A 13404-nucleotide genomic window follows, 5' to 3' on the forward strand; every position below is an offset into this window, starting at 1 on the left:
ACTCAGCGGCGCGCTTCCTCCGCCTCCATCTGGGCGTTGAATTCCTTCTTCGTCGCGCGCCACGCCTCGTCGGACAGGCCATAGCGCCAATAGCCCGAGATCGACACGCGCTCCTTCGGCACGCCATGATCGACGAACAGCCACCGGCGTACGTCCTTGATCATGTCGGCGTTGCCATGGACGAACGCCCCGAAGCGCTGCCAGTCGTCGGGGAAGTCCGCGTACGCCTGGGCCGCGTGGGCCAGGGCCATGCCGGGCGCCGCGGTGAGGCCGTGGTCGCGGCGGTGGACCCAGGTGACGTCGGCGTGGGTCGCGGGGAGGGGTACGCGGTGCTCGGCGTCGTCGACCTCGAGGAAGACCGCGGCCGAGGTGGTGGGATCGACGAGCTCGAGCGCGCGGGCGATCGCGGGGATCGCCGACTCGTCGCCGACCAGCAGCAGGTGGCTGAGGCCAGGCTCGGGGGCCCACTTCCCGCCGGGACCCCTGAGTTCGATCGTCGCGCCGGGCTCGGCGTCGCGCGCCCACGGACCGGCGAGGCCCTCGTCGCCGTGGACGACGAAGTCGAGGGTCATCTCGTGGGTGGCGGCGTCCCACGCCCGGATCGTGTAGGTCCGCGTGCAGTCGCCGAACACCAGCTTCACGTAGTGGTCGGAGTGGGGCAGGTCGGGATCGAGATCGGGGACGTGGAGCACGAGCCGCCGCATGCCGGGGCACAGGTCCCCGGCAGCGACGACCGTGCCCCGGCGGGCGGGACGCTCGGGCTTGGCGTTGGTCACCGGCCGATCACATCACATCCGGCGGGAAAGTGGTAAGGCTGCCCTAAGATCAGGCCCTGCCGCGGGCTGAGCGGGCGCAGCCACCACGTTGGCTGAGCGAGCGCGCCCACCACGTTGGCTGAGCGAGCGCGCCCACGACGTTGGCTGAGCGAGCGCGCCCACCACGTTGGCTGAGCGAGCGCAGCGAGTCGAAGCCTCAGGCCGCGTTCGCCACGTTCTGCGCCCACAGGTCCGGCCCGAACACCTCATAGCGGATTCGCTCGTCGGACACGCCCTTGGCCATCAGGGCACGGCGTGCAGCCTGCATGAACGGCAGCGGGCCGCACATGAACACGCGCGCGTCGGCGGGGATGTCGGCGTCGGCGAGGTCCATCAGCCCCTTGCGGTCACCCTCGAGCAGCTCGCCGTCCTCATACCAGTGCTGGGCCACGAGGTCGGACATGTTGGCCGCATAGCCCGTGACCGACTCGACGAGGGCGTGCGTACCCCGCTCGCGGTCGGCGTGGAACAGGCGTACGCGGCGACCCGGGGCGCGCTGGGACAGGTCTTCGAGGATCGCGGCCATCGGCGTGATGCCGATGCCGGCCGAGACGAGCACGAGCGGGGCGTCGGAGTCGTCGAGGACGACGTCACCGCACGGCAGCGACACGTCCAGGCGCGTCCCGGGGTGGGCGTTGTCGGCGAGCCAGTTGGAGACCTGGCCGTCGGGTACGCCGCCGTCGCCGTAGACGCGCTTGATCGTCAGGCGGAAGGCCTCGCCGCCGGGGACGCCGGAGATCGTGTACTGGCGCGGCTGGCGCTCACCGTTCGGGAGGTCGATGCCGAGGGCGACGTACTGGCCGGTGCGGTGGGCCGGAAGCTCGCCCTCGACGGGCTTGATCACGAGCGAGAACGCGTCGCGCGACTCGTCGGTGCGGTCGATGACCTCATATTTGCGCCACGGGTTGGCGGGGTCGGTGCCGCCGAGGGCGTACAGCTTGGCCTCTTCGGCGATGAGTTGGGCGCCGAACAGCCAATAGACCTCGTCCCACGCGGCGGCGACCTCGGGGGTGACGGCGTCGCCGAGCACCTCGCCGATGGCCCACATGAGGTGGTGGCCGACGATCGTGTATTCGGTCGCGCGGATGCCGAGCGACACGTGTTTGTGGGCGATGCGCTGCATCACGGGGGTGAAGTCGGGCGCGTCCGGGTCGATGAGGTTCACGGCGTACGCGACGACGGACGCCGCGAGGGCCTTGGGCTGCTCGCCGATGGCCTGGTTCGCCTTGTTGAACACCCGCATGAGCTCGGGGTGGGCGGCGAACATGTGGGGATAGAAGGTCTTCGTGATCGTCTCGGCGTTCTCGGCGACGACGCCGGCGGTGGCGCGGACGATGGCAGCGGACTCGGGGGACAGCATGGCGAAAGGACTCCTTAGTCACGGGATTTCAGGATCTATTCGACCCTAACAGCCCCGCGGAGTCGGTCCGCCCGCTTCGGGTGTGAGACATCCCACGTTGGAGTGCGGAGCGGGCAGCCCCACGCTGGCGGAGCGAGCGCCAGGCAGTCGAAGCCACCTTGGCCGACCGAGCCAGATCCACCTTGGCCGAGCGAGCGCGCGGGCCCACGTTGGCTGAGCGAGCGCGCAGGCCCACGTTGGCTGAGCGAGCGCCAGCGAGTCGAAGCCACCTTGGCCGAGCGAGCCAGATCCACGTTGGCTGAGCGAGCGCCAGCGAGTCGAAGCCACCTTCGACTCGGCCGCAGGCGGCCTCGCTCAGGCAACGGTGAAGCCGAGGGTTCCAAGTCGCCAACCAGGCTCACTGGGAACCCGCGTACGCACCCCGAACCCCACATGCAGGCCGTCAAGGGACTGCGCGGGTTCCGAGTCGCCGACCAGGCCCACTGGGAACCCCCCGGCTCACTCGGAACCCGCCGGGCTCACTCCTTGTCCAGCACCGCCCTCGCTGCCGCGAAGCGCGCGATCGGCACGCGGTAGGGCGAGCAGCTCACATAGTCGAGCCCGATCTCCTCGAACAGCGTGATCGACTCGGGGTCGCCGCCGTGCTCGCCGCACACACCGGTCTTCAGGTTCGCCTTCACCGAGCGCCCGCGCTCGACGCCCAGCCGCACCAGGCCCCCCACGCCGTCACGGTCGATCGACTCGAACGGGTTGCGCGGCATGACCTCGTCGGCCACGTATTGACCAAGGAATCCCTGCTCGGCGTCGTCGCGCGAGATGCCGATGCCGGTCTGGGTGAGGTCGTTGGTGCCGAACGAGAAGAAGTCGCCGTGCTCGGCGATCTGGTCGGCACAGATGGCCGCGCGCGGGAGTTCGATCATGGTCCCGACGGTGAACTCGAGCTCCTGGCCGGCACGCTCGAGCTCCTCGGCGGCGGTCTCCTCGACGACGGCGCGCTGGCGCTTGAGCTCCTCGGCGTACGCCACCAGCGGAATCATGATCTCGACCCCGACGGTTTCGCCGCGGCGCTCGCGTACGGCCAGCGCGGCCCGCACGATCGCCCGGGTCTGCATCTCGGGGATCTCGGGATACAGCATGCCGAGCCGGCAGCCGCGCGTGCCGAGCATGGGGTTCTGCTCGTGCAGCTTCTTGACCTGGCCGAGCAGGTGGCGCTCGCGGTCGAGCTCGGCCGCGTCGCCGCCGGTCAGCTCGAGCTTCTGCACCTTGAGCGACTGGTCGACGAGGTTGGGCAGGAACTCGTGCAGGGGCGGGTCGAGCAGGCGTACGGTCACCGGCAGGCCAGCCATGGCCTCGAAAATGCCCTCGAAGTCCTGCTGCTGCATCGGCAGGATCTCGGCGAGGGCGGCGGCGCGCTGCTCCTCGTCCTCGGCGAGGATCATGCGGCGGACGGCCGGAAGGCGGTCGGCGGCCATGAACATGTGCTCGGTGCGGCACAGGCCGATGCCCTCGGCACCGAGCTCGCGCGCCTTGGCGGCGTCCTCGGCGTTGTCGGCGTTCGCGCGTACGCCGAGCCGGCGTACCTCGTCGGCCCAGGTGACGACCTTCTCGAAGTCGGCGTTGATCTGCGGCGGCACCAGCGGGATCTCGCCGGCGAACACATCACCGGTCGACCCGTCCAGGGTGAGCGCATCGCCTTCCCCATAGGCCTTTCCGTCGATCGTGACGGTCTTGCCGACCGGGTCGATCTTGATGCCGTGGGCGCCGGCGACACAGGGCTTGCCCATGCCGCGGGCGACGACGGCGGCATGGGACGTCATGCCGCCGTGGGCGGTCAGCACGCCCTGGGCCTGGATGACGCCGGCGATATCGTCGGGCGTGGTCTCGAAACGGACCAGGATCACGCTCTGGCCGGCGGCGCCGAGGTAGTGGGCGGTCTCGGCGTCGAACACCAGCGTGCCGACGGCGGCGCCGGGTGAGGCGGGCAGACCCTTCGTGATGGCCTTCTGCCCGTGCTCGGGGTCGATCGCCGGGTGGAGCAGCTGGTCGAGCTGGCCCGGTTCGATGCGGTGGAGCGCCTCCTCGCGGGTGAGGATGCCCTCGTCGACCATGTCGGCGGCGACCTTCAGGGCGGCCGCCGCGGTGCGCTTGCCGTTGCGGGTCTGGAGCAGATAGAGCTTGCCGCCCTCGATCGTGAACTCCATGTCCTGCATGTCCTTGTAGTGCTGCTCCATCTTGTGCATCGTCGCGATCAGCTCGTCGTACGCCTCGGGCAGCACCTCCTTCATCTCGCCGAGGGGACGCGGCGTACGAATGCCGGCGACGACGTCCTCGCCCTGGGCGTTGACGAGGAACTCGCCATAGAGCTCGGCGGCGCCGGTCGAGGGGTTGCGGGTGAAGCAGACGCCCGTCGCGGAGTCGTCGCCGCGGTTGCCGAACACCATCTGCATGACGTTGACGGCAGTGCCGAGCTCGGCGGAGATGTTGTTGGCGCGGCGATAGACGTCGGCGCGCGGGTTGAGCCACGAGCGGAACACGGCGTCGATGGCGCGGCGCAACTGCTCGCGGGGGTCGGTGGTCCAGTGGCCGCCGAGGGCGTCGGACGACAGCTGCTTGAACGTCGCCACGAGCTGCTGGAGGTCGTCGGTGGTCAGGTCGGTGTCGTGCTCGACGCCGCGTTCGGCCTTGAGCGCGGTGAGCGCGTCCTCATAGACGTGGGGGGCGATGCCCTCGACGACCTCGCCATACATCTGGATGAAGCGGCGATAGGAGTCCCAGGCGAACCGATCGTTGCCGCCCTCGCGCGCCAGGGCGGGGACGGTCTCGTCGGAGACGCCGAGGTTGAGGATCGTGTCCATCATGCCGGGCATCGACTGGACCGCGCCGGAGCGCACCGACAGCAGGAGGGGGGCCTCGGTCGAGCCGAGCCCGCGGCCCGTGCGCTCCTCAAGGCGGGCGAGGCCCTCGAGCACCTGGTCCCACAGCCCATCGGGCCACTCGCCCTTCCGCTTCATCGTGTCGACGCACGCGGTGGTGGTGACGGTGAACGCGTCGGGCACGGGCACGCCGAGCCGGTTCATCTCGGCCACGCCGGCACCCTTGCCGCCGAGCAGCTTCTTCATCGTCGCGTCGCCGTCGGCCAGGTCGTAGACGTAGTCGGTGTGGCTCATCGGAATCTCCTTTGATTCGTCGGGCTCGTGGCCCCTGTGGTCCCGCTGTTTCCTTGATCAGGTTCCATGGTCAGGATTCCTTGATCATGCGTACGCCGGGTCACGGCGTCACGATCATTTCCCCGGCGGGGCGGCGCAGCCGCTTCCCGTTCACGCGGGCACGGTCGTCGACCACGTCGATGACGCGGGCGGCGGCCTCCTCGAGCGCCGTCGTCGTGGTGTTGAGCACCGGGCAGCCGAGGCGGCGCTGCACGGCAGTGATCTCGTCGAGCTCGTCATAGATCTTGACGAGGTCGTCATAGCCGTCGGACCGGCGGTGGGCGCCGAGGCCCTTGACGCGCTTCTCACGGATGGCCGCGAGGCGGTCGGCGTCGAGGGTGAGGCCCACGATGCGCCAGCGGTCGAGGGTGAACAGCTCCTCCGGGGCGGGGATGCCGGCGACGAGCGGCACGTTGGCCGTCTTGTAGCCGAGGTAGCCGAGATACATCGACAGCGGCGTCTTGCCACACCGGCTGGCGCCGACGAGCACGATGTCGGCGTCCTTGAGCCCGGACAGCATCTGGCCGTCGTCGTGGCGCACCGCGTACTCCATGGCGGCGATGCGGGTGAAATAGTCCGCCTCCACGCCGACGGGGCGCTGGGGGACGCGCTCGGCCTCGTCACCGGTGGCCACCTCGAGCAGCTGGAGGGTCGGGCCGAGCAGGTCGCAGTGGACGACGCCGAGCTCGGCGCACGCGTCGTCGACGAGGTCGCGCAGGACCTGGTTGACGAGCGTCGACAGGACGGCGACGGGGTGGTCGTGGTGGTTGCGGATGTCGTCGAAGATCAGGAACAGGCCCTCGGGCGTCGTGATGCGCGGGTGGCGCACGATGCGGAAGGGATGGGACGGGAATTGGGCCTGGGCGGCGCGCGCGAGCCGCGCTGCGGTCTCGCCCGTGGAGTCCGCGATCACGTGGATCTCCAGCACTGTCCCTGACACGTGGTTCACCCTAAGCCCGGGTGCGGCTGCCTAGACTGCGGGGGTGGACCCCGTCGACGCGCTCATCCTGGCCGAGGCCGAGGGTGTCGCTCCACGGGCTCATCGGGTGGTGACGATCGACGACGCGACGGGAGAGCTCACGCGGGCGGCGGTCGCCGCCGAGGACGTGGCGGCGTACGCGGACTCGCTGGCAGCGGAGCAGGACCTGGCCTCGACGCTGGCTGCGCGAGGCCGCCCCGACCCCACGCTGGCTGAGCGAGGCCGCCCGCGGCCGAGTCGAAGCCCCCTCCACTCGCTCGACGCCCACACCCTCGCCGGCGTCGACCTCGTGCTGATGCGCCTGCCCAAGTCGCTGGCCGCCCTGGACGAGTACGCGGGGCTGGTCGCCACCCACGCCGACCCCGACGTACGCGTGGTCGCGGGTGGCCGGGTCAAGCACATGACGCGCGGCATGAACGAGGTGCTGGCGCGCCACTTCAGCGAGGTGAGGGCGAGCCTCGGCGTACGCAAGGCCCGCGTGCTCCACGCGGCGTCGCCGATTCCGGGCCAGGGGCAGTCCTGGCCGCAGCGGCAGGAGCATGCTGATCATGGTCTGGTGCTGTGTGCGCACGGAGCGTGCTTCGGCGGGACCAAGATCGATCCGGGCACGCGCCTGCTGCTGGACGCGCTCCGCTCGAGCCTCGGTGGAACGAGGACCGGCGACGAGACGAGGAGCCTCGACCTCGGCTCCGGCAACGGCACCCTCACCGTCGCCCTGGCTCGCCTCGGGTTCCGGGTCACCGCCATCGACGAGTCGCGCGCCGCCGTCCGCTCCACCGCCGCCACGGCCGCCGCCAACGGCGTCGAGGTCGAGGTCCGTCGCGCCGACGGCCTGGCCGACACGCCGGACGCGTCGGTCGACCTGATCGCCTGCAACCCCCCGTTCCACCTCGGCACCGCCAAGGACTCGTCGGTCGCGCTCGCGATGATCGCCGACGCGGGCCGCGTACTCGCTCCCGGTGGCGAGCTGTGGCTCGTCTGGAACGCGCATCTGCCTTACCTGCCAGCACTTCGCCGCGCGGTGGGCCCGACCGACATCGTCGCGCGCAACCCGAAGTTCATCGTGACGCGGTCGCGGCGCGGCTGACCCGCCTGCCCGCCGCCCCACTGGGTACGCCCCGTTCGCACAACCCCTGTTTTTACCCGGGGTCGGCGTGACATACTCCGGCACATCACGGGCCACCCCAGCCCGCCCATTCACTGGAGGATCAATGGCGTCCCTGCAGGTAGACCTTTCCGGCGGCAGCCTCACCATCGTCGTGGTCATCGCGGCGATCGCGTGTGTCGCGGTCGCGATGTCACTCGTGTTCCGCGCCGAGGTGCTGAAGGCCCACGACGGCACCGAGAACATGAAGCGGATCGGCCTGGCCGTCCAGGAGGGCGCCTCCGCGTACCTGGGTCGCCAGTTCCGCACCCTCGGTGTCTTCGCGGCGATCGCGTTCGTGCTGCTGTTCCTGCTGCCGGCCCACAGCGACTCAGGGGCCAACCCGTGGGTGCTGCGCGGCGCCCGATCGATCGCATTCCTCGTGGGGGCAGGGTTCTCGGCGATGATCGGCTATCTCGGCATGTGGCTGGCCGTCCGCGCGAACGTCCGCGTGGCCTCGGCCGCGCGCGACCAGGGTCGCGACCCGGCGATGAAGATCGCGTTCCGGACCGGCGCCGCCGTGGGCATGGCCACCGTCGGCCTTGGCCTGCTGGGCGCCGCCGCGGTCGTGCTCCTGTTCCGCAGCGATGCCCCGACCGTGCTCGAGGGCTTCGGCTTCGGCGCCGCGATGCTGGCGATGTTCATGCGCGTCGGCGGCGGCATCTTCACCAAGGCGGCCGACGTCGGCGCCGACCTCGTGGGCAAGGTCGAGAACAACATCCCCGAGGACGACCCGCGCAACGCCGCGACGATCGCCGACAACGTGGGCGACAACGTCGGCGACTGCGCCGGCATGGCGGCCGACCTGTTCGAGTCGTACGCCGTGACGCTCGTGGCGTCGCTGATCCTGGGCAAGGCGGCGTTCGGCGAGGCCGGCCTTATCTTCCCCCTGGTGGTGCCGGCGATCGGTGTGATCACGGCGCTCATCGGGGTCTTCCTGACCAAGCCGAAGGCGAGCGAGAACGGCCTCGCGACGATGAACCGCGCGTTCTATGTCTCGGCCGCCATCTCGGCGGTGCTGAGCGCCATCGCGGCGTTCGTGTTCCTGCCGGGCAGCTTCGCCGAGCTGAACACCGGCCGGCCCTTCGTCGGCCCGATCGACGACCCGCGCATCGTCGCGATCGGCGCGGTCGTCATCGGCATCGTCCTGGCGGCGGCGATCCTCGCGCTGACCGGCTACTACACCGGCACCGAGCACCGCCCCGTGCAGGACGTGGGGCGCACCTCGCTGACCGGGGCCGCGACCGTCGTGCTGTCCGGCATGTCGCTCGGCCTCGAGTCGGCGGTCTACACCGCGCTGGTGATCGCGGCCGCGGTGTTCGGGGCGTTCCTGCTGGGCGGCGCGGGCGTGGTCGGCCTGTTCGCGATCGCGCTGGCGGGCTGTGGCCTGCTGACCACGGTCGGAGTCATCGTGGCCATGGACACCTTCGGACCCGTGTCGGACAACGCGCAGGGCATCGCTGAGATGTCGGGCGACGTCGACGGCGAGGGAGCCCAGATCCTCACCGAGCTCGACGCGGTGGGCAACACCACGAAGGCCATCACGAAGGGCATCGCGATCGCGACGGCCGTCCTGGCCGCGACCGCGCTGTTCGGCTCCTACACCGACGCGATCGCGGCGGTCCTGCGCGACGGCTATGCGCAGTTCGTCGAGCAGTCGGTGGTCTTCGCCCCGACCGTGCTGGTGGGCCTCATCGTGGGCGCCTCGGTCGTGTTCCTCTTCTCGGGCCTGGCGATCAGCGCAGTGGGACGTACGGCCGGTGCGGTCGTGTTCGAGGTCCGCCGCCAGTTCCGCGAGATCCCGGGGATCATGGACGGCACCGGGCGGCCGGAATACGGCAAGGTCGTCGACATCTGTACGCGCGACTCCCTGCGCGAGCTCGCGACGCCCGGCATCCTGGCGATCTTCGCGCCGATCGCGGTGGGCTTCGGCCTCGGTACGCCGGCGCTGGCCGGGTTCCTCGCCGGGGCGATCGCGTGCGGCACGCTGATGGCGGTGTTCCTCGCGAACGCCGGCGGCGCGTGGGACAACGCGAAGAAGCTGGTCGAGGACGGCCACCACGGCGGCAAGGGGTCGGAGGCCCACGAGGCGACGATCATCGGCGACACCGTGGGCGACCCGTTCAAGGACACCGCAGGCCCCGCCATCAACCCGCTCATCAAGGTGATGAACCTGGTGGCGGTGCTGATCGCTCCGGCGGCGGTGTCGATGAGCTCGCTGAACCAGTCGAACTCGCCGGTGCGCTATCTCATCGCACTGGTGGCAACGGGTGTCGTCGTCGGCGCCGTGGTCGTGTCGTCGCGGCGTGACATCGCGGTGGCGGACCCGGAGCCGAACGCGGGGCTGGACGGTCTGCCGGGCAACCCGGACTGGGAGTCGGCGGGTCACCACGCCCCCGATCGCACCGGCCCGCTGTCGGAGCTGGAGCTCGAGCACGAGCACTATCAGTCGCAGCCCCACTTCCACCTGCCGCACGGCCACCGCGAGGGGTCGTCGCGCGTGGAGGAGGACGGGCGCTGACCGGCGGCACGGCGGGACCTGCCGGGGAGGTCAGGATGTCGGTCGACGCGGTGCTCGCCGGGCTCGGCTCGGTGCGTGACCTCGTCGAGCGGACCTATCGCGATCTGCATGAGAACCCGGAGTTGTCCCACCTGGAGACGCGTACCGCGGCCCTCGTCGCGCGGGAGTTGGGTGAAGCCGGCTTCGAGGTGACCGAGGCCGTGGGCGGCACGGGCGTCGTCGGACGGTTGGTGAACGGCGCCGGGCCTACGGTCCTTCTCCGGGCCGACATGGATGCGCTGCCGGTCGAGGAGCAGACGGGGCTGGCGTACGCGAGTCGGCGGCGTGGGGTCGATCCGCAGGGGGCCGAGGTGCCGGTGATGCACGCGTGCGCCCATGACATGCACGTGGCGATGCTGCTGGGGGCTGCGCGGTTGCTGGCGCAGGGTCGCGCCCACTGGAGCGGCACGGTGGTCGCCCTGTTCCAGCCGGCGGAGGAGTTGGGGGACGGAGCCCTGGGCATGGTCGAGGACGGGCTCGCCGAGGTGGTGGGGCCGTTGGACGTGGCGCTCGGGCAGCACGTCATGCCGCTGCCCGCGGGCGTCGTGACCACGCGGTCGGGGCCGACGATGGCGGCGGCGGACAGCATGCGCGTCACGGTGTTCGGGCGCGGATCGCACGGATCCATGCCGCAGAACGGGATCGACCCGGTCGTGATGGCCGCGATGATCGTGGTCCGGCTGCAGACGATCGTGTCCCGCGAGGTCGCGCCGACCGAGCCGGCGGTCGTCACCGTCGGCAGCCTGCACGCCGGCACGAAGAGCAACATCATCAGCGATCGCGCGGTGTTGGAGCTGAACGTGCGTACCTATGACGAGGGGACGCGTACGCGGGTCCTCGACGCGATCAAGCGCATTGTGCGCGCCGAGTGCGCGGCGTCGGGGGCGACGCGGGAGCCGGAGTTCGAACTGCACGCGGGATTCCCGGTGACCGACAACGATCCGGAGGTGACCTCGGCGGTCACCGCTGCGTTCCGGGAGCGGTTCGGAGACCGGCTCCAGCCCGGCGAGCTGCAGACGGGGAGTGAGGACTTCGGGGTGATCCCGCGGGCCCTCGGGGCGCCGTACTGCTATTGGTTCATCGGCGGGACGGATCCCGCGGTGTACGCGGCGGCGGAGGCCGCGGGTCGCGTGGCGGAGGACGTGCCGGTGAACCACTCGCCGTTCTTCGCGCCCGTGGCACAGCCGACGCTCGACACGGGAGTGGAGGCGCTGGTGGCGGGAGCGATGGCACATTTGGGCGCGGGTCACTGACGTACTTCGAGCGAGCACCGCGACGAGAAGCAGGTCCCACGCTCGCTGAGCGACGAAGGAGTCGAAGCAACCGACGGAGGAGGAGCAGGTCCCACGCTCGCTGAGCGACGCAGGAGTCGAAGCGACCCCGGAACGTTCTCCGAGCGAGCGCCAGCGAGACGAGGAGCCGGGTGACGTTCTCCGAGCGAGCGCCAGCGAGACGAGGAGCGGGTCTATCCGTCCGGGTCATCGGCCTCCCTGCCGCGGTGTGGTCGCGGGTCGCTTCGACTCCTTCGTCGCTCAGCGAGCGTGGGGTCGGCGGTGTGGTCGCGGGTCGCTTCGACTCCTTCGTCGGTCAGCGAGCGTGGGGTCGGCTCCTCGGGTCGCTTCGGCTCCTTCGTCGCTCAGCGAGCGTGGGGTCGGCTCCTCGGGTCGCTTCGGCTCCTTCGTCGCTCAGCGAGCGTGGGGTCGGCTCCTCGTCTCGCTGGCGCTCGCTCGGAGAACGTGGCGCCGGGTTCCCCTCGACTCCCGCTCGCTCAGCCCGCGTGGGTCTGCGTACCCCGCCGGTCGAACCAGCCTCCCGCGAACAGCGCCGCCGCCACCAATACCGGCTGGAAGAACAGCCGCACCAGCCGTTTGGTGTCGGTGTCCAGGCCGAACCCGTCCACACCCTCTACGTATTGCCCGATGTTCCCCGGGAAGATCGCCACATAGAACGCGCCCAGTGCCAGACCGGTCCACCGCCGATGCTTCGGCAGGGCCAGCATGCCGAGCCCCAGCGCGATCTCAGCCACCCCCGAGCCCACCACGACCACGTCCTCCGACACCGGCACCCAGGAGGGCACCTGCGCACGGAACTCCTCGCGCGCGAACGACAGGTGGGACACGCCGGCGAAGGTCATGACACCCCCCAACGCCAGCCTGGTCGCGTGCTGAAAGAGCCGATTCAGATTCATGCAGCGACCCTACGCGTCACCCGGACGCCTCCACACCACCAGGTAGCGGCCGAGCGCCAGTCGCCGGAATCGAGACCCCGCAAGCCTTTCCCGGGCAACGCGGCCCACGTCCCCAAATGTCAGCGGACGGCGGCCACGACTGCGGCGCCGAGTGCTCCCACTTCCGCCGCACCGCGTTCAGAACGATCAACACCGCCTGGCCGACCCCTGCGTGCGGCCAGTCCCACCACGCGTTCCGTGCGAACCCGACCACGGCCACGACCCCGCCCGGCCGCACCAACGCGCCCAACCGCGCGAACGCCTCGCCCGTGTCGGGCAGGTGGTGCAGTGTCGCGTTCGACACCACCGCGTCGAACGGCCCCAGCTCGGCCGCCATCACGTCGCCCTGCCGCCACTCCACGGCCGCGTCCGGCCAACGCGTACGCGCCCGCGCGAGCCCCGCGTACGCCAGACTCGGCCCATGACCCACCCCGGCCCCAGCCATGAGCACGACCACGACCGCGACGTCCGCCACGCCTACGACCAGGTCGCCGAGGACTACGCCGCCCACTTCCCCGGCACCGAGCCCGAGCAACCCATCGAGCTCGCCTTCCTCGACCACTTCCTGTCGCTGCTCCCCGACGACCCCGACATCCTCGACGCCGGCTCCGGAACCGGCCGCATGTCCCGCCTGCTCAGCGATCGCGGCTGCCGCGTACGCGCGGTCGACGTGTCCCCCGGCATGGTCACCGTCGCCCGGCGCAACCATCCCGACATCCCCGCAGAGGTCGCCTCGATCACCGCAATCCCCTTCCCCAACAGCACTTTCGACGGCATCCTCGCCTGGTATTCCACCATTCACCTCGCCGACGCCGACCTCCCCCAGGCGATCCGCGAGATCACCCGCGTCCTGAAACCAGGCGGCCTCACCCTGATCGCTTTCCAAGCAGGCCAAGGATCCCGCGAGGTCGGCGAGGGCTATCGCCGCCTCGGTCACGACGTGACCCTCGTCCGTCACCACCGCACCGCCGACGACGTCGCCCACCTGCTCGAAGAACACGGCCTCACCCAGACCGCCCGCCTCGTCCGAGCCCCGGCCCCCGGATTCGAGCGCGAGGACCAGGCGTTCCTCATCGCCGGGCGGGCGTGACGAAAGTCGTGTCGGTCCTCCGC

10 protein-coding genes are annotated in these 13404 nt (G+C 70.6%); 4 read left to right on the forward strand and 6 right to left on the reverse strand.

The genetic code is table 11. The annotated features are described in order from the left end of the window. Positions 1 to 2: 2 nt before the first annotated feature. The 4 genes from ACYVAG_RS13045 to ACYVAG_RS13060 all read right to left on the reverse strand — a co-directional run bounded on the left by ACYVAG_RS13045 (position 3) and on the right by ACYVAG_RS13060 (position 6321). Entirely contained in the window at positions 3 to 776 is a 774-nt protein-coding gene (locus tag ACYVAG_RS13045) for a siderophore-interacting protein (RefSeq protein ID WP_460770307.1), read from the reverse strand. A gap of 196 nt (positions 777 to 972) precedes the next feature. Further along, positions 973 to 2175: a globin domain-containing protein gene (locus ACYVAG_RS13050; protein WP_460770309.1), complete on the reverse strand. Its 1203-nt coding sequence runs from the start codon at positions 2173 to 2175 to the stop codon at positions 973 to 975. A gap of 518 nt (positions 2176 to 2693) precedes the next feature. Continuing rightward, complete coding sequence (gene ppdK, locus ACYVAG_RS13055) at positions 2694 to 5342, reverse strand: pyruvate, phosphate dikinase (protein WP_460770311.1); 2649 nt, start codon at positions 5340 to 5342, stop codon at positions 2694 to 2696. A 100-nt stretch (positions 5343 to 5442) separates the two neighbouring features. Then, the gene (locus tag ACYVAG_RS13060) at positions 5443 to 6321 is read right to left on the reverse strand and encodes a pyruvate, water dikinase regulatory protein (protein ID WP_460770313.1); all 879 of its coding nucleotides are present in this window, start codon (positions 6319 to 6321) and stop codon (positions 5443 to 5445) included. 43 nt (positions 6322 to 6364) lie between these two features. Between ACYVAG_RS13060 and ACYVAG_RS13065 the strand changes: the two genes are divergently transcribed. From ACYVAG_RS13065 to ACYVAG_RS13075, 3 genes are all read left to right on the forward strand, one after another. After that, positions 6365 to 7447, forward strand: coding sequence for a class I SAM-dependent methyltransferase (locus tag ACYVAG_RS13065; protein ID WP_460770315.1), 1083 nt, complete (start codon positions 6365 to 6367; stop codon positions 7445 to 7447). 124 nt (positions 7448 to 7571) lie between these two features. Next, on the forward strand, positions 7572 to 10025 hold the full coding sequence (locus ACYVAG_RS13070) for a sodium-translocating pyrophosphatase (RefSeq protein WP_460770316.1): 2454 nt from the start codon (positions 7572 to 7574) through the stop codon (positions 10023 to 10025). Between the two features lie 35 nt (positions 10026 to 10060). After that, positions 10061 to 11317, forward strand: coding sequence for an amidohydrolase (locus ACYVAG_RS13075; RefSeq protein WP_460770318.1), 1257 nt, complete (start codon positions 10061 to 10063; stop codon positions 11315 to 11317). 515 nt (positions 11318 to 11832) lie between these two features. Here the strand turns inward: ACYVAG_RS13075 and ACYVAG_RS13080 are convergent. Together ACYVAG_RS13080 and ACYVAG_RS13085 are read right to left on the reverse strand one after the other, a co-directional pair. Continuing rightward, entirely contained in the window at positions 11833 to 12252 is a 420-nt protein-coding gene (locus ACYVAG_RS13080) for a DoxX family protein (RefSeq protein ID WP_460770319.1), read from the reverse strand. A gap of 16 nt (positions 12253 to 12268) precedes the next feature. After that, positions 12269 to 12736 carry a class I SAM-dependent methyltransferase gene (locus tag ACYVAG_RS13085; protein WP_460770321.1) on the reverse strand — a complete coding sequence of 156 codons (468 nt, stop codon included), beginning with the start codon at positions 12734 to 12736 and terminating at the stop codon, positions 12269 to 12271. On the opposite strand from ACYVAG_RS13085, the gene ACYVAG_RS13090 reads away from it, so the two are divergent. Continuing rightward, positions 12713 to 13381 carry a class I SAM-dependent DNA methyltransferase gene (locus tag ACYVAG_RS13090; RefSeq protein WP_460770322.1) on the forward strand — a complete coding sequence of 223 codons (669 nt, stop codon included), beginning with the start codon at positions 12713 to 12715 and terminating at the stop codon, positions 13379 to 13381. The two genes, ACYVAG_RS13085 and ACYVAG_RS13090, sit on opposite strands and share 24 nt — an antisense overlap. The last annotated feature ends 23 nt before the right edge of the window (positions 13382 to 13404 follow it).

The sequence above is a fragment of the Mariniluteicoccus flavus genome (assembly GCF_054776655.1).

Bases quoted from the DNA above. Each gene is read 5' to 3' on its own strand.
- ACYVAG_RS13050 (WP_460770309.1), bottom strand. From the start codon at position 2,175: ATGCTGTCCCCCGAGTCCGCTGCCATCGTCCGCGCCACCGCCGGCGTC.
- ppdK (WP_460770311.1), bottom strand. From the start codon at position 5,342: ATGAGCCACACCGACTACGTCTACGACCTGGCCGACGGCGACGCGACG.
- ACYVAG_RS13070 (WP_460770316.1), top strand. From the start codon at position 7,572: ATGGCGTCCCTGCAGGTAGACCTTTCCGGCGGCAGCCTCACCATCGTC.
- ACYVAG_RS13075 (WP_460770318.1), top strand. From the start codon at position 10,061: ATGTCGGTCGACGCGGTGCTCGCCGGGCTCGGCTCGGTGCGTGACCTC.
- ACYVAG_RS13080 (WP_460770319.1), bottom strand. From the start codon at position 12,252: ATGAATCTGAATCGGCTCTTTCAGCACGCGACCAGGCTGGCGTTGGGG.
- ACYVAG_RS13090 (WP_460770322.1), top strand. From the start codon at position 12,713: ATGACCCACCCCGGCCCCAGCCATGAGCACGACCACGACCGCGACGTC.
- ACYVAG_RS13085 (WP_460770321.1), bottom strand. From the start codon at position 12,736: ATGGCTGGGGCCGGGGTGGGTCATGGGCCGAGTCTGGCGTACGCGGGG.